This window comes from Kushneria phosphatilytica (assembly GCF_008247605.1).
GTDB lineage: Bacteria > Pseudomonadota > Gammaproteobacteria > Pseudomonadales > Halomonadaceae > Kushneria > Kushneria phosphatilytica.
The window spans coordinates 425050-446305 of sequence record NZ_CP043420.1; the positions used below are offsets into that span (position 1 = coordinate 425050).

Genomic DNA, 21256 nt, shown 5'->3' on the forward strand with positions numbered 1-21256 from the left:
ATCATGAGCTCATGGAATCGCACGCGCTGCCAGCCAATACGTCCTCCGGGTTCGTCATTGCCGATGCCCTGAATGACCCGTTTTATTATCTGGTCAACTTTGAAAGCGTGCTCGACTGGGTGCGCCGGCATCACCATGATTTGCTGACTACAGAAGAGCTGACCTTTCTGGCCACCTTCCCCGAGCTTCCGCTTGCCTCCCGGGCACTGCTGGTGCGCATGGTAATGCGCAAGGGCGAACTGTTTCGCCGCTCGAAGCTGGTGTATACCGAGATCGGTGATAGCGAGGCCGCGTGCGCATCGCTGATAGCGCATGGCTGGGTCGAGCGTGAACCGGCCATTGAGCTGACCGCCCTGTTTGAACTGACCACTCGTGCCGAGTTGACGCGTGCCTTTCGGCCCTGGCTTGAACGTTCGGGCGTACGCAAGGCAGCGCTGCTCGAGCAGCTCGAGGCGCATTTTGTCGAGCCCCGTTCACTGGGCGAGTGGCTACCGGACGAAGGGGACCGGCTCTATCGTTTGACGATCATGCCTCTGTGCGAGCGCCTGCGGCTGATGTTCTTTGGCAATCTGCGCCAGAGCTGGTCGGAGTTCATTCTCGCCGATCTTGGCATCTACCGCTTCGAGACGGTCGAACTGACAGCTGCGTCACGCGCCTTTCATTCGCGCGCGGCGGTGGATGGTTATCTCGAGCTGCATCGTTGTCGTGAGCGACTGGAAAACGGCGAAGCACCGCATCTCATTGCCGATGATGTGCCGCCGGTGCCGGATGATAACGTCTGGCTGCAGGGACGACGCGACCGGCTGCTTTACCGGCTGGCCCGGGAGAGCGAGCGCGCCGGTGATTACACCACGGCTGCCTCGCTCTATGCCGAGAGCGGTTATCCTGATGCACGGCTGCGCCGCATTCGCACCCTGGAACGGCTGAAGGCCTTTGAGCAGGCCCATCGGCTGGGTGAGCAGGCCGAAGCCGAGCCGGAAAGCGACAGTGAGATTCAACAGCTTGCCCGAATCATGCCTCGCCTGCGGCGTCAGCTGGGCATGCCGAAGCTGCCCATCGCTGAAACCGGACCTATCGATGCCTTCGAACTGACGCTGCCACGACCAACCCATGGCTCGGTGGAGCTGGCGGTGCGCGATCATCTCCATATCGATCAGGCCCCCGTATACTATGTCGAAAACAGCCTGGTCAACTCGCTGTTCGGTCTGCTCTGCTGGGAGGCGATCTTTGCGCCTGTCCCCGGTGCCTTCTTCCATCCCTTTCACGCCGGACCGGCGGATCTGCATCAGCCGGGGTTCCGGGCACGCCGGGCGGCGCTGTTCGAACGCTGTCTCGCTCGACTGGACAACGGTGAATGGGGCGAGGTCATTCGTGCCAACCTGGCCGGCAAGTGGGGGCTACAGTCTCCCTTCGTGCACTGGAGTGCATTGAGTGAACCTCTGCTGGAGCGAGCGCTTGCGCACCTGCCGCCGGCGCACCTGCGACTCTGGTTCGAACGGCTGCTGCAGGATATTCGGCCCAATCGGGCCGGGTTTCCCGATCTCATTCGCTTCACACATGAAACACCCGGCTACGAGATGATCGAGGTCAAGGGGCCGGGTGATCGGTTGCAGGATAACCAACGGCGCTGGATCGATTTCTGCCGCCGACACGCCATGCCGGTGCGCGTCTGTCATGTTCGCTGGGTAAACGCGTGAGCGAGGTCGAGACACCTCTTTATCGGGTCGCCGTGCGGGCGCTCTGTGCCTTTACCGCTCGTGGTGGCGATCTTGATTTGCGTTTCACACCATCGCCTACCGCCCAGGAGGGCATTGCCGGTCATGGCGTGGTCGCCGCTCGTCGGGGGGAGAGCTACGAGCGCGAAATCACCCTGGAGGGGCAGTTCGAGTCGCTGTTGGTACGCGGTCGGGCCGATGGGTTCGACGCTGAAGCGAACCGGCTGGAGGAGGTCAAGACCTATCGGGGTGATCTCGAGCACCAGCCGGAGAATCATCGCCGACTGCACTGGGCGCAGGCGAAGGTCTATGGGGCACTGATGTGCCAAACCCGCGGCCTGCCACACATCGAGCTGGCACTGGTCTACTTCGATGTGACCAGCCAGCGCGAAACGGTGATCAGTGAAACATTCGAGGCTGCAACACTGGCGGCATTTCTGAGCGAGCAATGTCGAGCGTTTCATGCCTGGGCAGCACAGGAACTGGCGCATCGCCAGGCGCGAGAGACGTGGCTTGCTCAGCTCGCTTTTCCTCACGATACCTTCCGCCACGGGCAGCGTGCGCTGGCGGAGAGTGTCTACAAGGCCGTTTCTACCGGGCGGGCGCTGATGGCACAGGCGCCGACCGGCATCGGCAAGACGCTGGGGACCCTCTTTCCCATGCTCAAGGCAATGCCGGGCCAGCAGCTGGATCGGCTCTGTTTTCTCACCTCGAGAACGACCGGGCGCCAGCTGGCACTCGATGCCCTGACCACGCTTGGCGCATCGGTGCCGGCCACGCCACTGCGTACCCTGGAGCTGATTGCGCGCGACAAGGCCTGCGAAAACCCGCATCTTGCCTGTCATGGTGAGTCATGCCCGCTCGCCAGTGGCTTTTACGATCGCCTGCCGGCGGCGCGACAGGCAGCGGTCGAAGCCGGCTTTCTGGATCACACCACGCTGCGCCGGGTCGCGCTGGCCCATGAGGTGTGTCCGTACTATCTCGGCCAGGAGATGGCGCGCTGGTCGGATATGCTGATCGGTGACGTCAATTACTGGTTCGATGCCAGCGCCATGCTCTATGCGCTGAGTGTGGAGCAGCAGTGGCAGGTCGGGTTGATGGTCGATGAGGCACACAATCTGGTAGAGCGCGGGCGCGGGATGTACAGCGCAGAGATGGATCAGACGCGCTTTCTGACGATGCGTCGCCAGGCGCCGCCGATGCTGAAAAAACCGCTGGACCGAGTGGCGCGGCGCTGGCGGGAACTCAACGCAGAGGTGTTCGATGATCACCATGACAGCGATTACCAGGTACTGGAAACGCCGCCTGGCCGGTTGATGGATGCCCTGGCCCGGGCGGTCTCGGCGATCAACGACCACATGGTCGAACAGCCGGTGGGGCTCGACAGTGCACTGCTTGAATTCTATTTCGATGCATTGGCCATGGCGCGGGTATACGAGCTTTTCGATGAGCATTTTCTCTGCGATCTCACTCGTATACCGGGGCGCACGGGACGGGTCGCCTCGCGACTCTGCCTGCGCAATGTGGTGCCCGGGCCACTGCTGGCACCACGCTTTGCTGCGACTCGGTCGAGCGTACTGTTCTCTGCCACGCTAAGCCCGGCACACTATTATCGTGACCTGCTGGGGCTGCCCGGGGAGACTCCCTGGCTGGAAATGGCCTCGCCCTTTGCCAGCGACCAGCTCGAACTTCATATCGATGCACATATCTCGACCCGTTACCGCGACCGAGCAGCGTCACTGGTCCCGATTGCCGAGCTTGTTGCGGCGCAGTATCGGCAGCGCCCGGGCAACTATCTCGCTTTCTTCAGCAGTTTCGATTATCTCGAACAGGTGGTGGCGACGCTGCGTGATCGAGCGCCGGAGCTGCCGCTGCACGTTCAGTCGCGGCGCATGAGTGAAGAGGCGCGACGTGACTTTCTGAACCGTTTCGGCGAGCAGAGCGGCATGATCGGTTTCGCGGTACTGGGCGGTATCTTCGGTGAGGGGATCGATCTGCCCGGCGAACGGCTGATCGGCGCCTTTATTGCCACGCTTGGCCTGCCGCAGGTGAATGCCGTCAATGAGCAGATGAAGGCGCGCATGGCTGCGCTATTCGGGGATGGCTATCGCTATACCTATCTCTATCCGGGCATGACCCGCGTCATCCAGGCGGCCGGGCGGGTGATTCGTACCCAGGAGGATCGAGGCGTGATTCATCTGATCGATGACCGCTTTGGCCGCCCCGAAATTCGAACGCTGCTACCGGGCTGGTGGTCACGATCATGAGTGCCACGAAGACACCACGGATATCAGGCAAGTTCCGCGCCATCCCGAGTGTCGATGTGGTGGTCATCGGTGGCGGCCAGGCCGGGCTGGCCTGTGGCTACTTCCTGCGCCGTTACAACCTGCGCTTCGTGATTCTCGACAGTGAAATCGCAGGCGGCGGTGCCTGGCAGCATATGTGGGCCTCGCTGCGCACCTTTTCGCCGGCGCGCTGGAGTTCACTGCCGGGTTGGCGGATGCCGGAACAGGGCTCACAGTGGCCGCATCGTGACGAAGTCATCGATTATCTGCGCCACTATGAGCAGCGCTACCAACTGCCCGTCAGACGACCGGTCACGGTACGTAATGTCACTGCCGGGCCGCGACGGTTGCACCTGGAAACCGATCACGGGGAAATTCGCGCCCGGGCCATCATCAACGCCACCGGCAGCTGGCGTCATCCATATATTCCCGCTTATCCCGGCCAGAGTGTATTTCACGGTTGCCAGTGGCATACCGTCGATTATGACCGCCCTGAACGGTTCCGCGATCGGCGGGTGCTGGTGGTCGGTGGCGGTAATTCCGGTGCCCAGCTCATGGCGGAGCTGGCCCCGGTGGCACGGGCCAGTTGGGTCACGTTCGAGCCGCCGCGATTTCTGCCCGAATCAGTCGATGGACGCGTCCTCTTCGAACGCGCCAGTCGCCTCTGGCGTGCCCGCCAGGCCGGGGAGGCGAACGATGAAACGGCTTATGGACTGGGGGATATCGTACAGACGCCGGCTGTCCGCGAAGCGTTGAAAAGGGGATGGCTCTACAGCGTACGTCCGTTTTGCGCCTTCACGGCCAATGGCGTGGTCTGGCCGGATGGTCGTGAGGAGGCGATCGACGATGTCATCTGGTGTACCGGGTTTCGCCCGGCGCTGGGCCATCTCGCGGGTCTGGGAGTGCAGGATGCCGAGGGCCGAGTGGCCGTCGAGGGTAACCGGTCGTGTGTTGAGCCCCGGCTCTGGCTGGTCGGGCATGGCAACTGGACCGGATTTGCCTCGGCCACGCTGATGGGCGTCATGCGTAATGCGCGTCAGGCAAGCGAAGGCGTGGCACGGCTGCTCGAGGCCAGGCGTGTGCGCTCTCGCACCCAGCATCTGACTGACGCTCGCTGAAGGCTTGTATCTCTCTGAAGGTGAGGGCGCTTTCGGTTAAAGACAGGGGCTCTGGTGCCGATCAATAACGCAGTGGTGATCCTCTCTGGAAAACCCGCAAGCTCGGCCGTCGTGACTTCTGCATGTGCCCATGCGCCTCGTAGATAGCGGGTGCGAAAGGCATCGCCCGACGACTGCCTGTGTGTGATTCGCTGTCGAACCTGCGAGACATTCATCATGGTCACGGTCAAGTGTCCTGCCCTGTTACTTCCCCTCCTGGGGTCGGGCCTGTTGGCTATCGTGTCGAACCTGGCTGCCATGATGATCGGCCATCAGGTGTATGCCCTGTCATTGGCCTCTGTTGGGCACGCCACAAAGGTGCGCCCTTTTTGGCAGGTGCTGTCTGATCGGATGGCATTCTGATGTCATTCCGCCGCCGTCTGCTACTGACCATGCTGAGCGTGGTCATCGTGGCTCAGCTGATGATGGCCATTGCCACACTGGATGCCATCCGCCGGGATGAATTGATCAGGGGTAAACGAGAGCTCGATGTCGGCCTGGCGGTCACGCGTCAGCTGATCGAGGAGCGAAGCAGACAGCTGCGCGATCAACTGGCCATGCTCTCAAGTGACGCCGGCTTTCGCAGGGCGCTGGAGAACAGTGATACCGCTGCGCTGACTGGCATGCTGGCAGACCGGGGCGAGCGTGTGGGTGCCGACAGGGCCGTGCTGATCAACGCTGTTGGCAAGATCATGGCGGGCAGTCATCTGGCACCGGGTACGGCACTGCTCTCTACGCCGCTTTGGCAACAGGCCTGGCAGCATGGGCAGGCGGAAGGAATTTTGCTGCAGGATGGGGCGCCGTATCAGTTCATCCTGTTGCCGGTAAGGACCCCCAGCCCGATCGGTTGGGTAGGCATGGGCTTTTTGCTCGACGATCAGCTGGCAAGCAGGATCGCCCACCTGACCCGGCTGTCAGTGAGTTTCGTGACGAGTGCTTCCAGCCCGCAGATGGCTTTTGTATCGGGGGCACTGAAAGCGGCTGGCGCTGACCGGCTCGAACAGCTGCATCGGGCACTGAGCAGCGGCCGCGATCCGGGACGCCAGCAGCTCGATACAGGAGACGACTGGCTAACGGGTGCGACGCTGCTGGAGACTGCTCCCGGTGGTCAGGTGCATGCGGTGGTCCAGCGTCCGCGCGGTGAACTGCTGGCCATGTTCCATCAGCTGGGTTGGCAACTGCTGGTGATTTCAATACTGAGCCTGATATTGATCGTGATTGCTGTCGCGCTTAGTGCGCGCAGCCTGGCGCGATCGCTGGTGAAACTGGCCGATGCGGCCCGGCGCATCGGTCAGGGAGAGCGGTTTCGCGGCATGCCGATCCGTGAACGGGGGAGCATTGGTCTGCTGGCCGCCACTCTGGAAGGGATGCAGGATGATCTCGATGCGCGTGAAAACTCCCTGCTCTACCGGGCGCGTCACGATGAGCTGACCCATCTCGCCAATCGAACCTGTGCACAACAGGATATTGATACCTTCGTGTGTCAGAAGCACGCCTTCACCCTGCTGCGGCTGGCTATCAGCGGCTTTCGTCATATCAACGATACCTTCGGCTTCGATATGGGGGATCGGGTGTTGCTGGCACTGTCGCAACGGCTGCAGGCGTTGCCGCCACCGTTGCATCAGGCCTATCGCATCGGGGGCGATGAGTTCCTGCTGATACTGAATGCCGAGCATGTCGAAGCGCTTTGGCTTGCCGATCTGGTCGGCGCGCTTTCCCAACCGATCGACCTCGATGGTTCACCCATTCGTCCGGTGTTTGCGATCGGTGAGGTGAATGCACCGCGCCATGGGGATGATGCGTGGCTGCTGCTGCGCCGTGCCGAAATCGCCATGTCGATGGCGCATCGCTCCCACCGTCATCACCTGCGTTATGTCGAGGGGCAGGATGAACTGCAACAGCGACAGTTGAAGCTGGTGCGTGATCTGCAGGGTGCCGTGACCGAGCAGCAGCTGTTCATGGTCTATCAGCCACAGATTGCCGCGCATTCCGGTCGGCTGACCGGTTTCGAGGCGCTGATGCGCTGGCAGCATCCGGAATTCGGTTTTGTTCCACCGGATGAGTTCATTTCCCTGGCCGAGCAGTTCGGTCACATGACGATGCTGTCGCAGTGGATGATCGAAACGGTATGTCATCAGCTGGCCGAGTGGAATGCTCTGGGCCACCGAGTGAGAGTGGCTATCAATCTGTCTGCCCGCGATGTGGTCGATCCAGCCCTCTCCGAGCGCCTGACAAGAGCACTGACCACGCATGATGTCGCCGCCGACCAACTGACGCTGGAGGTGACCGAGAGCACCATCATTCAGGATCCGGTGCTGGCCGTTTCCGTGCTTGAGCGGCTACGCCTGGCCGGTGTCCGTATCGCCATTGACGATTACGGTACCGGCTACTCCTCGCTCTCCCAGCTGCGCACCCTGCCGGTGCGGGAACTCAAGATTGATAAATCCTTTGTGCTCAAACTCGATGAGCGTGAAGAGGATCGCATCATCGTCCGTTCGACCATCGAGCTCGGCCATAACCTGGGCCTGGAGGTCGTCGCCGAGGGCGTGGAAACAGCGGCTTCCAGAACCCTGCTCAGTCAGCTGGGATGCAATTATCTGCAGGGGTATCTGATCTCGCGACCGCTGGCAGCGGCAGCCGTCCCCGGCTGGATCGAACATAATCAGAATCATCCGGTGATACTGTCCGATCAGACCGTGACATGAGCCAGTGCTTTCAGTGAACTCCGGCTACCGTGCACACGTGACGCGGACGCGATGGAACGATATCCGTTGTCAACTTTTATATTTATTTGAAGTTAACCAATGGCGATGGCACGCTACTGGCAACCCATCGACCCGTAAATGGTTAACAGATAATGTTCGAGCCTGGCACCGAAGTTGACGATACCTGCCGTCATGACTGGCGACGCGATGAGATCGAGTCGCTACTGAACCTGCCATTCAACGACCTGCTGTTTCGCGCTCAGTCAGTGCATCGCCGCCATTTCGATCCCAACGCTGTCCAGATCTCCACACTGCTGTCGATCAAGACCGGCGCCTGTCCCGAGGACTGCAAATATTGTCCGCAGTCGGCTCACTACAACACCGGTCTCGACCGGGAGAAGCTGATGCAGGTCGAGGCGGTGATGGAAGAGGCCCGCAAGGCGAAAGCGGTCGGCGCGACCCGCTTCTGCATGGGCGCCGCCTGGCGCCATCCACATCAGCGCGATATGCCGTATGTGCTGGCAATGGTGCGCGGCGTAAGGGCGATGGGGCTGGAGACATGCATGACGCTGGGCATGCTCAGCCATGAGCAGGCCGAGCAGCTCGCCGACGCCGGGCTCGATTACTACAACCACAATCTTGATACCTCGCCGGAGTACTATGGCGAGATCATCACCACCCGCACCTATGCCGAGCGGCTCGATACGCTGGATCATGTCCGCCGCGCCGGCATGAAGATCTGCTCGGGAGGCATTCTCGGCATGGGTGAGTCGGTCGCCGACCGTGCCGGACTGCTGCAGCAGCTCGCCAATCTGCCGGTACATCCCGAAAGTGTGCCGATCAACATGCTGATCCGTATCGAAGGTACGCCGCTGGCAGAGGTCGAGGCACTCGATCCGCTGGCGTTCGTGCGTACCGTGGCGGTGGCCCGCATTCTGATGCCCGGGTCACACGTGCGGCTGGCCGCCGGTCGCGAGCTGATGAGCGACGAAACCCAGGCGCTGACCTTCTTCGCTGGCGCCAACTCGATTTTCTACGGGGAGCGGCTGCTGACGGCGCAGAACCCGCAGGCGGCCCATGATCAGCATCTGTTCGAACGCCTCGGGCTCTACCCGGAGCGGCGCGAAGATGTCGACGATGCCACCCACGAGGCTGCCATCGGTGAGCAACTCGAGCGGGCGCGCATCCGGGCGATGACGACCGACGCCATGGCTCGGGCATGAGGGAGAGCGGCAATACCGACCTGGACGCCGCATTGGCGCCCCGGCTGGCCGAGCGTCATGCGCAGGCGCGCTACCGGCAGCGGCGCACGGCGGATCGAGCCGGTGCGCATGTTCGCGTGGACGGCCGCGACGTTGTGAACTTCTGCAGCAATGACTATCTCGGTCTGGCCCATGATCCGCGTCTGGGGGAAGCACTGGCCGAGAACGCCCGGCGTTTCGGTACGGGCGGCGGCGCCTCGCATCTGGTCAGCGGCCATCTGACGCCGCACGAAATGCTTGAGCAGCGGCTGGCGTGGTGGACAGGCCGTGAGCGGGCGCTGCTGTTCTCAAGCGGCTATCAGGCCAATATCGGCACCATCGCGGCGCTCATGGGGCGGGGCGATCATGTGGTGCACGATCGCCTCAATCACGCTTCGCTGCTCGATGGTACCCGGCTGGCCGGCGCCCGGCTGCATCGCTTTGACCACAATGATCCGGCACACGCCGGGCGGGTGCTGGCCGAACTCGACCCGTCGCGCGCCCGGCTGGTGGTCAGCGACGGAGTCTTCAGCATGGAGGGCGATTGCGCCGATGTGATGGCGCTGGCCGGGCAATGTCGCGCCCGGGGTGGCTGGCTGATGATCGATGATGCGCACGGACTGGGCGTACTGGGCGCGCGAGGTGCCGGCACGCTTGAGGCGCAGGGAGTGTCGGCCGATGAGGTGCCGGTGCTGGTGGGCACGCTCGGCAAGGCGCTGGGCACCCAGGGTGCCTTTGTGGCCGGCAGCCAGACCCTGGTCGAGGCGCTGATCCAGTTCGCCCGCCCATATGTGTATACCACCAGCCTGTCACCGGCGCTGGCCGGGGCCACCCTGACCGCGCTCGATATCGTGGGCGACGAGCCCGAACGCCGCGCCCATCTGCAAACGCTGATTGGCGCGTTTCGCCGCGCCGCCGAATGCCTGCCGGGGATTCGGCTGATGCCTTCCGACACACCGATTCAGCCGCTGCTGGTTGGCCGGGGCGGTGAAGCCGAAGTGCTGACACTGGCCCGCCGGCTGGCAGACGAGGGGGTGTGGTGTACCGCGATTCGCCCGCCCACAGTACCCCGGGGCAGTGCCCGGCTGCGGATTACTCTCTCGGCCGCGCACACCCACGCCGATCTTGATCGACTACTGTCAGCACTGGAATGCCACTGTCGAACCCGGGAGCTGACCCATGGCTGAACCTGAGCGCAATCACGAGAAACTCATTCTGCTGCCCGGCTGGGCCCTCGGCCCGGACCCCCTGATGCCGCTGGCACGTGCCATCAAGCAGCACGCCCCCGGGCTGACGGTCGAGTGCGCCCGCTACCCGGCGCTCACCAGCCGCCGCCGTGAGGTGTGGCTGGAGGCACTCGATGCCGAGCTGCCCGATCACACCTGGCTGGCGGGCTGGTCCCTGGGCGGCATGCTGGCGACCGCGCTGGCCGATCGGCGCGGCGCGCGTGCGCGGGGGCTGATCACGCTCGGCAGCAATGTCAGCTTCATCACCCGCCCGGGCTGGTCGGCGGCGATGGCGCGCCACACCTTCGAGGACTTCCGTGCCCGGCTGGCCGCGTCGCCGGGGGAGGCCTTCGAGCGCTTCGCCGCCCTGAGCGCCAGGGGCAGTCATGATGCCCGCCATCTCGGACGCGAGCTGCTTAACGCGCTACGGCGTACGCCGAGCGATGAAGCCGCAGCGGGACTGGCGCTGTTGCAACAGCTCGATCTGCGCGATGTGCCGGCACGACTGAAGGTCCCTCAGCTGCACCTGTTCGGCGAGCACGACGTGCTGGTCCCCGAGGCGGCCCGGGTGCTGCTGGCTGAGCGTCTGCCGCCGACAGGGGAGACCCGGCTGCTGGCCGAGACCGGTCACGGTTTTCCGATTGAACGGGTCGAGGAGACTGCCGGGCTGATGGCCGAGTTCATTGGCCGCCACGCGGTGCCCCGGCGCAGCCGGAGTACACCGACTTGATATCCAATGCGGAACCCGAGACGACTGGTGCAGCGCACCAACAGGTGAGCGCCCGCTTCTCGCAGGCCGCCGGACAGTACGATGAAGCGGCTGCGCTGCAGCGTGAGGTTGCCGATCGGCTGTTGGCGCATATCGACGACGGACGAGTGCCGGCCACCATCGTCGATGTGGGTTGTGGCACCGGCTATGTCACCGCACGGTTGCAGCAGCGCTTTCCGGGGGCGGCGTTAATCGGCGTGGACCCGGCGCCAGGGATGCTGAGCGTCGCCCGGAACCGCCATGCCGCGTTGCCGATCGACTGGCGAGCCGGCGCCGCAGAAGCGCTGCCACTGCCTGCCAGGAGCACTGATCTGTTGATATCGAGTCTGGCGCTGCAGTGGTGCGTATCACTGGCCCCTTTCCTGGCCGAAGCCGAAAGGGTACTGCGACCAGGTGGTCGATTGTGCTTTACCACTCTCTGCGAGGGCAGCCTGTTCGAGCTGAAAAGGGCCTGGCGGGCACTGGACAGCGCCCCTCACGTCAATGCATTTGTGCCCCCCGACAGGCTCCATGGCGATCTGCAGGCCTCATCAATGCGTTGTCAGGGGGTAACGCTAAGCGATCACCAGACCTTTCATCCGAATCTGGCCGAGCTGATGCGCGCACTCAAGGCCGTCGGGGCCAATACCGTGGCCGGCCGCGGTGCCAGCGGGCTGACCGGTCGGCAACGCTTTGCCCGGCTCGAACGAGCGATCGAGGCCTTTCGCACCGACGCGGGACTGCCGACCACCTATCGGGTGGCACAGGTGATGATGCAAAAGCCGGATGGCGTGCCTGCTGAGTCCGGGGGAGAGCCCAACCCATGAAGCGGGCCTTTTTCGTGACTGGCACCGATACCGATGCCGGCAAGACCGTGATCGCGGCCGGGTTGCTCGCGGCAGCCCGCCGTCGTGGCCTGAGCACCGCGGCCGGCAAGCCGGTGGCCTCGGGCTGTACGCGCACTCCGCACGGGTTGCGTAATACCGATGCACTTGCCCTGCAGCGCGAATGCCGGCCCGAACTCGCTTACGAGATGATCAATCCGGTGGCCCTCGAACCGGCCATTGCCCCGCATATTGCCGCCCGGGAAGTGGGCATCGAACTGACGGTGAGCGCGCTGGCGGCGCCGATGCGCACACTGCTGGCCCGTCAGGCAGATCTCACCCTGATCGAAGGTGCCGGTGGCTGGCGGGTACCGCTCAACGAGCATGAGTCGCTTTGTGAACTGCCCCATGCGCTGGCACTGCCGGTGGTGCTGGTGGTGGGGGTGCGACTCGGCGCGATCAGTCATGCCCGACTGACGCTGGAGGCGATCGAGCGCGATGGACTGCGTGTGGCCGGCTGGGTAGCCAATGTCATCGAGGGTGACACAGCCCGGCTCGCGGAGAACCTCGACACTCTGAAGCACTGGCTGGGCCTTGACCGTGACCATGCCATGGGCCGGGCACCCTGCCTGGGCGTGGTACCCCGGTTGGCCGATCCCGAGCCCGAGCGGGTGGCCGATTATCTCGATATCGATGAACTGATGGATTGGGCCTGACACCGATGAGCAACAACGATGCGTGGATGCAGCGCGATATCGCCAGCCTCTGGCATCCCTGCACCCAGATGAAGGACCATGAAACACTGCCGGTGACGCCAATCCGGCGCGGCCGCGGGGTCTGGCTGGAGGACTTCGATGGCCGCCAGTACCTCGATGCCATCAGCTCCTGGTGGGTCAATATCTTCGGTCACGCCAACGAGCGCATCAATGACCGCATCCGCGCCCAGCTCGACTCGCTGGAGCACGTGATCCTGTCGGGCTTTACCCACCAGCCGGTGATCGAGCTCTCCGAGCGGCTGGGCCAGCTCACGCCTGTGGGGCTGGGGCACTGCTTTTATGCCGACAACGGCTCGGCGGCGGTCGAGATCGCGCTCAAGATGAGCTACCACTACTGGTACAACGTCGGGCGGCCGGAGAAACGGCGCTTTCTGACCATCACCAACGGCTATCACGGTGAGACCCTGGGCGCGCTGTCGGTCGGGGATGTGGCGATCTTCACCGAGACCTATCGCTCACTGTTGCTGGATGTGCTCAAGGTGCCGGCCCCGGATGGGTTCGGCCTGCCGCGCGAGCAGTGGGTGGCCGAGGCGCGGGAGAAGTTCGCCCACATGGAGGCGGCGCTGGAACGCCATCATCATGAGCTGGCAGCCGTGATTGTCGAGCCGCTGATCCAGTGCGCCGGGGGCATGCGGATGTATCCTCCCGAGTATCTTGGCTGGCTGCGCGAAGCCTGCGATCGCTACAACGTACAGCTGATCTTCGATGAGATCGCGGTCGGTTTCGGTCGTACCGGCACCCTGTTCGCCTGCGAGCAAGCCAGCGTACGGCCCGACTATCTTTGCCTCTCCAAGGCAATTACGGGCGGCTATCTGCCGCTGTCGGTGGTGATGACCACCGATGAGGTCTATGACGCCTTCTACGATGACTATGCGAGTCTGCGGGCCTTTCTGCATTCGCACAGCTACACCGGCAATCCACTCGCCTGTGCCGCCGCGCTGGCGACACTGGATATCTTCGAGCAGGACAATGTGATCAAGGCCAATCGCGAGAAGGCTGATCATATCGAGCAGGTGACGGCGCCGCTGCGGGAGCATCCGCATGTGGGCGACGTGCGCCAGACCGGCATGGTGGTAGCCATCGAGATGGTACGGGACAGGGCGACACTCGAACCCTACGACTTCCGTGAGCGCCGGGGAGTGCGGGTGTTCCGCCATGCCATGTCGCGTGGGGCGATGCTGCGCCCGCTGGGGAATGTGATCTACTGGATGCCGCCCTACGTCATCGAGCCCGGTGAGATCGACTTTCTGGCTGAGGTCACCCGGGAAGGGCTGGAGATTGCTACCCGTGATTGAAGGAGAATAAAAAAAGGCCGCCCAGGGGGCGGCCGAATCCAGGAAGCTTAATGGAATCAGAAGGATTCCCACTCCTCGACTTCAGAGTGCGAAGTGTTGCGCGGGGCCGGAGCACTGGCTTTGGCCGAGTGATGGCTGGTAGCGCGTGCCGAGTGGCTGGTGGCCGGCTTCGGTGCATGTGTACTCGTGGTCTGTTTCGCGCGTGTTTGAGTCGGCTGTGCTGCGCGGGGCGGCTGCGGGTGTCCCACCTCTTCTGCATGCCTGAAGAAGGCGATCTCGCGGATCAGCGCTTCGGCCTGCTGTTCCAGTGAACGGCTGGCTGCACTGGCTTCTTCGACCAGACTGGCATTCTGCTGGGTAACGCTGTCCATCTCGGTAATGGCAGTGTTGACCTGATCGATGCCGGTGGACTGCTCACGGCTGGCGACGGCAATCTCTCCCACCAGATCGGTCACCTGCTTGACGCTGGTCACGATCTGCTCAAGGGTCTGACCCGAGCGATTGACCAGCTCGGTGCCGGTAGCCACCCGACTGACGCTCTCTTCTACCAGCGCCTTGATGTCCTTGGCGGCATCGGCGCTGCGACTGGCGAGATTGCGCACTTCCGCGGCCACTACGGCAAATCCGCGACCCTGTTCACCTGCGCGCGCCGCTTCAACCGACGCGTTGAGTGCCAGCAGGTTGGTCTGAAAGGCGATATCGTCGATCAGGCCGATGATGCTGGCGATCTTCTGACTCGACGTATTGATCTCGCCCATCGCCGAGACGGCCTGCGAAACGACATTGCCCCCTTCGCGAGCCCGCTCGCTGACATTGCGTGCCAGGGTGTCCGCCTGAGCGGCATTATCAGCATTCTGACGTACGGTGGACGTGATCTCTTCCATCGAGGCGGCGGTTTGTTCCAGATTGGCAGCCTGACTCTGGGTCCGCTGATTGAGGTCGTCGTTGCCGCTGGCGATTTCACGGCTGGCGATCTGCACCGAGCCGGCATTGCGCTGTACCGAGGTGACGACTTCGGTCAGGCGATGGCGCATGGCATCCAGCGAGCGCAGCATGTCACCGAATTCATCCCTGCAGGTGATGTCGATGCGCGAGGTCAGATCACCCTCGGAGAGCGACTGGGCCATTTCCTGAGCCTTGCCCAGCGGGGTCATGATGCCGCGAATCAGCCAGAAGGCGAGGGCCATGGCCAGCAGCACCGACAGTGCGATGACACCGATCACGATATTGCGGGTCGTGGCATAAGCCTGGCTTCTCTGCTGAAAGCTGGTATCAGCCTGTCGGTTGTTGGTCTGAAAGAGGGCGTCGATATCCTGGGCCAGCTGGTTGTACTGGGTGCTGAGTGTGTCAATCGAGTGCTGGCGTGCCCCATCGAAATCGTTGGCAGCCATCAGCGAGACATTGCGCTCGATGCTGTTGCGCAGCTCTACCATGTGTTCATGCAGTGCGTTGGCTTCGGCCGCTTCCCGCTCGGACTGGATCCCGGTGCTGTACTTTTGCCAGGCCGTATCGATCCGGCTGTTGCTTTGATCCAGCTTCTGCTGAAGCTCGTTGACCGTAGAACTGTCGCGATCCGCCTGCTGGGCCACGATGCGCACCCAGGAGCGCAGCAGCTCGGAACGGACTTCCGCCAGTGCTGTGAGTGGTTTGACGTTTTTCTGACTGATGTTTTCAAGGGCTTCCTGAGAGTTGCGGGTGCTCATCAGGCCCATGAAGCCCACTACGATGAGCAGCACAATACAGAGGCCCAGGCTGGCCGCCAGCCGGGCCTTGACGCTTCGATTCAGACCGAACATGTCGAGTTTTCTCCCTGAGTGCGGGTGATTGCCGTTATGGCAACCGAGGACGGCCTTGAATGTGTTTCGTCGGGGGAGGAAAGCCATTCGCCGCTGTGATCAATATCGGCGGATCGCAAAGGATAATTAGGGAAGGTTTTATTCATGGTTATAATAAATTATTTTAAATAAAGAAAATGGAATAAAAAAAGATGGCCCAGCACCGTCACAATGAGCAGACATGGCTCCCTGCGCGCGCAGGGGCACGTAATCCGGTTTGTACCGGTCTGGGGGATCACCGACACTGAGCAGCATTTCACTATCACAGAGACAGGAACGCCCATGTCGGGTACCCAACACGCGCCTGCCGATTCATCGCTCAGCCCGGCACTGGTGCTGCTGATGGCGGTGACCACCGGGCTGGCCGTTGCCAGCAACTATTATGCTCAGCCGCTTTTGCATACCATCGCTGATCAACTGGCGCTGTCCTATTCCAGCGCCGGGATCATTGTCACCACTGCGCAGGGCGGTTACGCCGCCGGGCTGCTATTGCTGGTACCGCTGGGGGATCTGTTCGAGCGGCGCCGGATGATCGTCATCATGATGCTGCTGGCAGCACTGGGGCTGCTGATCAGCGCGAGCGCCGAGTCTCTGGCGATGCTGCTGCTGGGCACCGCCATGACGGGTGTGTTTTCGGTGGTAGCTCAGGTGCTGGTGCCCTTTGCCGCGACTCTGGCTCGACCCGAGCGGCGTGGTCAGGTGGTCGGTACCGTCATGAGCGGATTGCTGCTGGGCATTCTGCTGGCACGCACCGTCGCCGGGGCACTCTCTTCACTGGGGGACTGGCACACCATCTACTGGGTGGCCGCCATCCTGATGCTGATCAATACGCTGGCGCTGTGGCGCATGCTGCCACGTTTTCATCAGTCTGCCGGGCTTTCCTACGGGCAACTGTTGCGCTCGATTGCCACCCTGTTCCGCCGTCATCCGCTGTACCGGCTGCGCGCCGCGCTGGGCTTTCTGTTCTTCGCCACCTTCAGCGTACTCTGGACATCGCTGGCCTTCCTGCTTTCCGGGCCGCCCTGGCACTTTTCCGATGCTACCATCGGGCTGTTTGGCCTGGCCGGTGCCGCCGGGGCGCTGATGGCGCGTCGGGCCGGCACTCTGGCAGATCAGGGGTATGCTTCCCTGGTCACCACGGCCGGCATGGCGCTGATGGTCATCGCCTGGGCGCTGTTTGGCGTTGCCGGCTGGAGTCTGATCGCGCTGGTAGCAGGGATTATCCTGCTCGACCTGGCACTGCAGAGTGTCCACATTACCAATCTCAACCTGATTTACGGACTCGACAGTACCGCGCGCAATCGTCTCAACGCCGGCTACATGACCAGCTATTTCCTCGGGGGCGCCTTCGGCTCGCTAGCCTCGGCGGCGGTCTATGGGCATGCCGGCTGGACCGGGGTGGTCTGGCTTGGGCTGGCGCTGGCGGTGCTGGCAACGCTCATCTGGGCATACGGCTATCGACGAATGATCGATTGAATAAGTGGCCTGGCGCCCGCAGATAGGTGTCATGCCACCTGAAGCTGCCGTTTCACGGAGCGTTCAGGCAGTGCTGGCCAAGCTGTGTTAAACAGCTATGCTCTGGGGTTTACAGGAAACGTTTCCAAGAGGAGTGATATGGATATCATCCGCATTATTCTGGCGATCATTCTGCCGCCGGTCGGCGTCTTTCTGCAGGTCGGCTTCGGGTTGCAGTTCTGGATCAACATTGTGCTGACCATCCTCGGCTATATTCCGGGCATCATTCACGCGGTCTGGATCATCGCCACGCGCTGAGCACCTTTCCGCCTCATGTGTTCTGCCTGCAGGAAAAGCCCCGGTCTCACCGGGGCTTTTCGCGTTGGGTTGCCGGAAGGGGCCTGCGTCAGTCTTGCATCTCGCTCGTGGTCCTTCATTCTGTGCCGCTGATGCTGCTCCCGCGATTTTCAAGGACCCCCGATGTCGCGTCGTCTGACCCTGATTGCCCCGGCAGCCACTGCTGCGTACCGCCCCGGCCGATTGGCCGGCGATGAGCCGATCGTACAGCCCATCCATGCGCCACCGCTGCTGGAAAGGTTATCGGTGGAGGCGTGCTTTTGTGCGCCGGAGTGTCAGGCGCGCCAGACGGCCGAATGGCTGGCACTGGAAGCGACTATTGATCCGGCTCTGAAAGCGCTCGACATCGGCCACTGGCAGGGGGTATCACGGGAGACCCTGGCGCGTGACGACCCTGATGGGCTGGCACGCTGGATGCGTGACCCGGCCTCTGCGCCCCATGGCGGGGAATCGGTCGAGCAGCTTTGTCAGCGTGCGGCGTCGCGACTTCAGACGGTGGGCAATGGCCACACCCTGATGGTGACCCATGCCGAGGTGATTCGTGCCTTTGTGATTGTCGCCATGGAGGCACCGGCGCGCAGTTATTTCGGGCTGGACATTGCGCCACTGACCCTGACCCGACTGGAGGACGGCACACGCTGGCGGGTGCGCTGCAGCGGTGTGGCGCTGACCTCTGCTGAGTAACCCTGAATGCGCGCCGATGCGGCATTACTCATCCAGGAAGTAGTCGCTGTCCAGGCGCTTGATCTCGAAGCGATCGACCGTGGTGACGCCCACATTGTGATCAATCATCAACCGGGCGAGCTGCTGGCCGTCAATCAGGATGATGCGGCTCTCCAGCTGGGTTACGTACTCCTGCGCCTCACGCGTGAAGTGTGAGGTGGTGATGAACACGCCCTTGCGAGCGCGCCGGCCAGCCAGGGCGCCGGAGAACTTCTGGATATCCGGCCGGCCTACCGGATTCACCCAGCGCTTGGCCTGCAGGTAGATGGTCTCCAGCCCCAGTGGGTCCTCGTTGATCATCCCGTCGATGCCGCCGTCGCTGCTCTGGCCCACGCTCTGCCCGGAGCCCTGACCGCAGCCATAGCCCATGGTGATCAGCACATCGACCACCAGCTGTTCGAAGCGCGCCGGATGGATCTGCTGCATCCGCTCGATCATGTCGAGTTCCAGATCGGCGCGGATGGCTCGCCATGACACCTCCATGCTCTCCAGCGGGGTCAGGCTCTCCATTTCGCCGTCGAGCTCATCGGCGGCCGGGGCCCGCTGGGCACGAGCGGCGCCGTTGGTACGGCGCCGAAACTCGCGAAAGGACTCGAAGCGCATCAGATAGGCCAGATCGACGCGCGCTGTCTCTTGCAGCGCCTGTTCCCCTTCCGCAGTAATGGCGACCACTCCACGCCCACGGGAAGCCAGCAACCCTGCCTTGCGCAGATAGCTGGCCGCCCAGGTGACCCGGTTGTTGAACAGGTACTGTTGGCCGCTGGGGTTGAGCTGATGGCGCTCGGCGGCGCTCAGTTCGAAAGCCTCCGCCAGTGGTGCATAGCTCTCCCGCAGCAGATGATCGCGGCCATCGGCGGTCAGCAGCAGTAGTGGATGCATCAGCGACTGGAAATCGGGAATCGGCATGATGGGGAGGCGTTACACTCCTTGTGATGGGTGAACATTCAGGGCGCGGCAGGGGCTGGTTCAGACCTCCAGCTGACTGCCCAGCTCCACCACCCGGTGCGGGGGCAGGTGAAAGTACTGCATGTTGCTCTGGGCATTTTTCAGCATGAAGGAGAACAACCGCTCTCGCCAGCGCGCCATGCCCATTCGCTTGTTCGCAATCAGTGTCTCACGGGTGAGAAACCAGGTGGTGCGCAGCGGCTCGAAGGTCAGCCCCGGGCAGTGGCAGTAACGCAGCGCGCCGGGCACATCGGTGTATTCCATGAAGCCGAAGTGCAGCACGATGCGATAAAAGCCGAACTCGAAGCTCTGGCACTCGGCACGTTCACTGATCGGTACGAAGGGCCGATCTTCGGTCACCACGGTCAGCAGTGCCACCTGGCGATGCAACACCTGGTTGTGCATCAGGTTATGCAGTAGCGCACGCGGCAGAATGTCTGTGCGGCCACTCAGGAAAATCGCTGTGCCCTCCACCCGGTGGGGTGGGTCGCGCTGGAGACTGGTGATCAGCCCCTCCAGTGAGAGCCCCGGTTGCATCTGCCGTGCCTCGAGCAATCGGCGCCCGCGCCGCCAGGTACTCATTAGCAGAAACAGCCCAGCACCCGCCAGGACCGGAAAGGCTCCGCCGTGAAAGAGCTTGGCGATATTGGCGCTGAAATAGAGTGTATCGACCAGCACAAAGCCGATCAGCAGCGGAATGGCCAGCCACCCTGGCCAGTGCCAGACCCGCAGCATCACCACCCCCAGCAACAGGGTGGTGATCAGCATGGTGCCGGTTACCGCAATACCGTAGGCCGTTGCCAGCCCGGTTGAACTGGCAAAGCCCACCACCAGGGCTACCACGCCGGCCATCAACAACCAGTTGACCAGTGGCATGTAGATCTGCCCGCGCTCCAGGCGTGAGGTGTGATGGACACTCATGCGCGGCAGATAGCCGAAGCGGATGGCCTGATAGGTGATCGAGAAGGCCCCCGAAATCACCGCCTGTGAGGCGATGATGGTCGCCAGCGTGGCCAGCACGACCAGTGGCCAGAGTGCCCACTCGGGCGCCAGCAGATAGAACGGATTGCGAATCGCCTCGGGCTGCTCGAGCAGTAGTGCGCCCTGGCCGAAGTAATTCAGCAGCAGCGCCGGCAGTACCACCAGAAACCAGGCACGAGCAATGGGCGGCCGCCCGAAGTGACCCAGGTCGGCATAGAGCGCCTCGGCCCCGGTGAGGGCCAGCACGACAGCCGAGAGGATGGCGATTCCGATGCCCGGATGAGCAGTGAAAAAGCCGACGGCATAGCCAGGGTTGAGCGCCAGCAGCACCTCGGGCGTTTGCAGGATAGCCATCAGACCCAGAGCGGCCAGTGACGTAAACCACACCAGCATCAGTGGGCCGAACAACCGGCCGATGACCGTCGTGCCCTTGTGCTGCAATACAAACAGGCCGATCAGGATGATCAGTGCGACCGGCACGATCCAGTGATCGATGGCCGGGTAGGCGACCTCGACGCCCTCGACCGCCGAAAGTACCGAGATGGCAGGCGTGATCATGCTGTCGCCGTAGAGCAGGGCAGCGCCCACCAGCCCCAGCAGGATCAGCCCTTCACGAACACCGTGATGAGAGACGGCCTGACGCGCCAGCGCGGTCAGCGCCATCACGCCGCCTTCGCCCTCATTGTCGGCACGCAGTACGACGATGACGTACTTCAGCGACACCACCCACAGCAGTGACCAGAAAATCAGCGACAGGATGCCCAGCACGCCCGCTTCATCCGGGCGCACGCCATAGCCGCCGGTAAAGACTTCGCGCAGGGTATAGAGCGGGCTGGTGCCAATATCGCCATAGACCACACCAATGGTCGCCACAATCAGGCCCGGCATGGTGCGATGGGGCAGTGAAGCGGTCGAGGTTGTCATGATCAGCGAGGGCATTCCCCGGGAACGATAATCGGCATCCTGCGCCTCTGCCGGCATAACGGCA

The 21256-nt window shown here is 62.8% G+C and carries 16 protein-coding genes; 13 read left to right on the forward strand and 3 right to left on the reverse strand.

Annotated features, from left to right (window positions below):
• Positions 1–11: 11 nt before the first annotated feature.
• The 10 genes from FY550_RS01875 (at position 12) to FY550_RS01920 (ending at position 13972) form a co-directional block, all read left to right on the forward strand.
• Positions 12–1697: a VRR-NUC domain-containing protein gene (locus tag FY550_RS01875; RefSeq protein ID WP_070981181.1), complete on the forward strand. Its 1686-nt coding sequence runs from the start codon at positions 12–14 to the stop codon at positions 1695–1697.
• The gene (locus tag FY550_RS01880) at positions 1694–3982 is read left to right on the forward strand and encodes an ATP-dependent DNA helicase (protein WP_149054319.1); all 2289 of its coding nucleotides are present in this window, start codon (positions 1694–1696) and stop codon (positions 3980–3982) included. Before FY550_RS01875 ends, FY550_RS01880 begins: the two co-directional genes overlap by 4 nt.
• Positions 3979–5118: an ArsO family NAD(P)H-dependent flavin-containing monooxygenase gene (locus tag FY550_RS01885; protein WP_199287833.1), complete on the forward strand. Its 1140-nt coding sequence runs from the start codon at positions 3979–3981 to the stop codon at positions 5116–5118. Before FY550_RS01880 ends, FY550_RS01885 begins: the two co-directional genes overlap by 4 nt.
• A 401-nt stretch (positions 5119–5519) precedes the next feature.
• Positions 5520–7862: a putative bifunctional diguanylate cyclase/phosphodiesterase gene (locus FY550_RS01890; protein ID WP_070981185.1), complete on the forward strand. Its 2343-nt coding sequence runs from the start codon at positions 5520–5522 to the stop codon at positions 7860–7862.
• A 152-nt stretch (positions 7863–8014) separates the two neighbouring features.
• Complete coding sequence (gene bioB / locus FY550_RS01895; RefSeq protein WP_070981188.1) at positions 8015–9085, forward strand: biotin synthase BioB; 1071 nt, start codon at positions 8015–8017, stop codon at positions 9083–9085.
• Positions 9082–10290: an 8-amino-7-oxononanoate synthase gene (gene bioF, locus FY550_RS01900; RefSeq protein ID WP_199287834.1), complete on the forward strand. Its 1209-nt coding sequence runs from the start codon at positions 9082–9084 to the stop codon at positions 10288–10290. Before bioB ends, bioF begins: the two co-directional genes overlap by 4 nt.
• Positions 10283–11059, forward strand: coding sequence for an alpha/beta fold hydrolase (locus FY550_RS01905; protein WP_070981190.1), 777 nt, complete (start codon positions 10283–10285; stop codon positions 11057–11059). The genes bioF and FY550_RS01905 overlap by 8 nt, the downstream gene beginning before the upstream one ends.
• Complete coding sequence (gene bioC, locus FY550_RS01910; protein ID WP_084388268.1) at positions 11056–11904, forward strand: malonyl-ACP O-methyltransferase BioC; 849 nt, start codon at positions 11056–11058, stop codon at positions 11902–11904. Before FY550_RS01905 ends, bioC begins: the two co-directional genes overlap by 4 nt.
• Positions 11901–12617, forward strand: coding sequence for a dethiobiotin synthase (gene bioD, locus FY550_RS01915; RefSeq protein ID WP_070981193.1), 717 nt, complete (start codon positions 11901–11903; stop codon positions 12615–12617). The genes bioC and bioD overlap by 4 nt, the downstream gene beginning before the upstream one ends.
• A 5-nt stretch (positions 12618–12622) precedes the next feature.
• On the forward strand, positions 12623–13972 hold the full coding sequence (locus tag FY550_RS01920; protein ID WP_070981841.1) for an adenosylmethionine--8-amino-7-oxononanoate transaminase: 1350 nt from the start codon (positions 12623–12625) through the stop codon (positions 13970–13972).
• A 56-nt stretch (positions 13973–14028) separates the two neighbouring features.
• On the opposite strand, the gene FY550_RS01925 is transcribed toward FY550_RS01920, so the two are convergent.
• Positions 14029–15768, reverse strand: coding sequence for a methyl-accepting chemotaxis protein (locus FY550_RS01925; RefSeq protein WP_070981195.1), 1740 nt, complete (start codon positions 15766–15768; stop codon positions 14029–14031).
• A 321-nt stretch (positions 15769–16089) separates the two neighbouring features.
• On the opposite strand from FY550_RS01925, the gene FY550_RS01930 reads away from it, so the two are divergent.
• The 3 genes from FY550_RS01930 (at position 16090) to FY550_RS01940 (ending at position 18303) form a co-directional block, all read left to right on the forward strand.
• Complete coding sequence (locus tag FY550_RS01930; protein WP_070981199.1) at positions 16090–17283, forward strand: MFS transporter; 1194 nt, start codon at positions 16090–16092, stop codon at positions 17281–17283.
• Between the two features lie 138 nt (positions 17284–17421).
• The gene (locus FY550_RS01935; protein ID WP_070981203.1) at positions 17422–17580 is read left to right on the forward strand and encodes a YqaE/Pmp3 family membrane protein; all 159 of its coding nucleotides are present in this window, start codon (positions 17422–17424) and stop codon (positions 17578–17580) included.
• Between the two features lie 162 nt (positions 17581–17742).
• Complete coding sequence (locus tag FY550_RS01940) at positions 17743–18303, forward strand: histidine phosphatase family protein (protein WP_070981205.1); 561 nt, start codon at positions 17743–17745, stop codon at positions 18301–18303.
• 24 nt (positions 18304–18327) lie between these two features.
• Here the strand turns inward: FY550_RS01940 and FY550_RS01945 are convergent, their stop codons facing one another.
• Both FY550_RS01945 and FY550_RS01950 read right to left on the reverse strand, forming a co-directional pair.
• The gene (locus FY550_RS01945) at positions 18328–19248 is read right to left on the reverse strand and encodes a restriction endonuclease (protein ID WP_070981210.1); all 921 of its coding nucleotides are present in this window, start codon (positions 19246–19248) and stop codon (positions 18328–18330) included.
• A 60-nt stretch (positions 19249–19308) separates the two neighbouring features.
• A complete protein-coding gene (locus tag FY550_RS01950) occupies positions 19309–21192 on the reverse strand; it encodes a potassium transporter Kup (RefSeq protein WP_070981844.1) in 1884 nt (627 codons plus the stop codon).
• Between the last annotated feature and the right edge of the window lie 64 nt (positions 21193–21256).

Excerpts from the sequence above, each read along its gene's own strand:
- FY550_RS01875 (WP_070981181.1), top strand. The coding sequence starts at position 12 with ATGGAATCGCACGCGCTGCCAGCCAATACGTCCTCCGGGTTCGTCATT.
- FY550_RS01885 (WP_199287833.1), top strand. The coding sequence starts at position 3,979 with ATGAGTGCCACGAAGACACCACGGATATCAGGCAAGTTCCGCGCCATC.
- FY550_RS01890 (WP_070981185.1), top strand. The coding sequence starts at position 5,520 with ATGTCATTCCGCCGCCGTCTGCTACTGACCATGCTGAGCGTGGTCATC.
- bioB (WP_070981188.1), top strand. The coding sequence starts at position 8,015 with ATGTTCGAGCCTGGCACCGAAGTTGACGATACCTGCCGTCATGACTGG.
- bioF (WP_199287834.1), top strand. The coding sequence starts at position 9,082 with ATGAGGGAGAGCGGCAATACCGACCTGGACGCCGCATTGGCGCCCCGG.
- FY550_RS01905 (WP_070981190.1), top strand. The coding sequence starts at position 10,283 with ATGGCTGAACCTGAGCGCAATCACGAGAAACTCATTCTGCTGCCCGGC.
- bioD (WP_070981193.1), top strand. The coding sequence starts at position 11,901 with ATGAAGCGGGCCTTTTTCGTGACTGGCACCGATACCGATGCCGGCAAG.
- FY550_RS01920 (WP_070981841.1), top strand. The coding sequence starts at position 12,623 with ATGAGCAACAACGATGCGTGGATGCAGCGCGATATCGCCAGCCTCTGG.
- FY550_RS01925 (WP_070981195.1), bottom strand. The coding sequence starts at position 15,768 with ATGTTCGGTCTGAATCGAAGCGTCAAGGCCCGGCTGGCGGCCAGCCTG.
- FY550_RS01930 (WP_070981199.1), top strand. The coding sequence starts at position 16,090 with ATGTCGGGTACCCAACACGCGCCTGCCGATTCATCGCTCAGCCCGGCA.
- FY550_RS01935 (WP_070981203.1), top strand. The coding sequence starts at position 17,422 with ATGGATATCATCCGCATTATTCTGGCGATCATTCTGCCGCCGGTCGGC.
- FY550_RS01940 (WP_070981205.1), top strand. The coding sequence starts at position 17,743 with ATGTCGCGTCGTCTGACCCTGATTGCCCCGGCAGCCACTGCTGCGTAC.
- FY550_RS01945 (WP_070981210.1), bottom strand. The coding sequence starts at position 19,248 with ATGCCGATTCCCGATTTCCAGTCGCTGATGCATCCACTACTGCTGCTG.
- FY550_RS01950 (WP_070981844.1), bottom strand. The coding sequence starts at position 21,192 with ATGACAACCTCGACCGCTTCACTGCCCCATCGCACCATGCCGGGCCTG.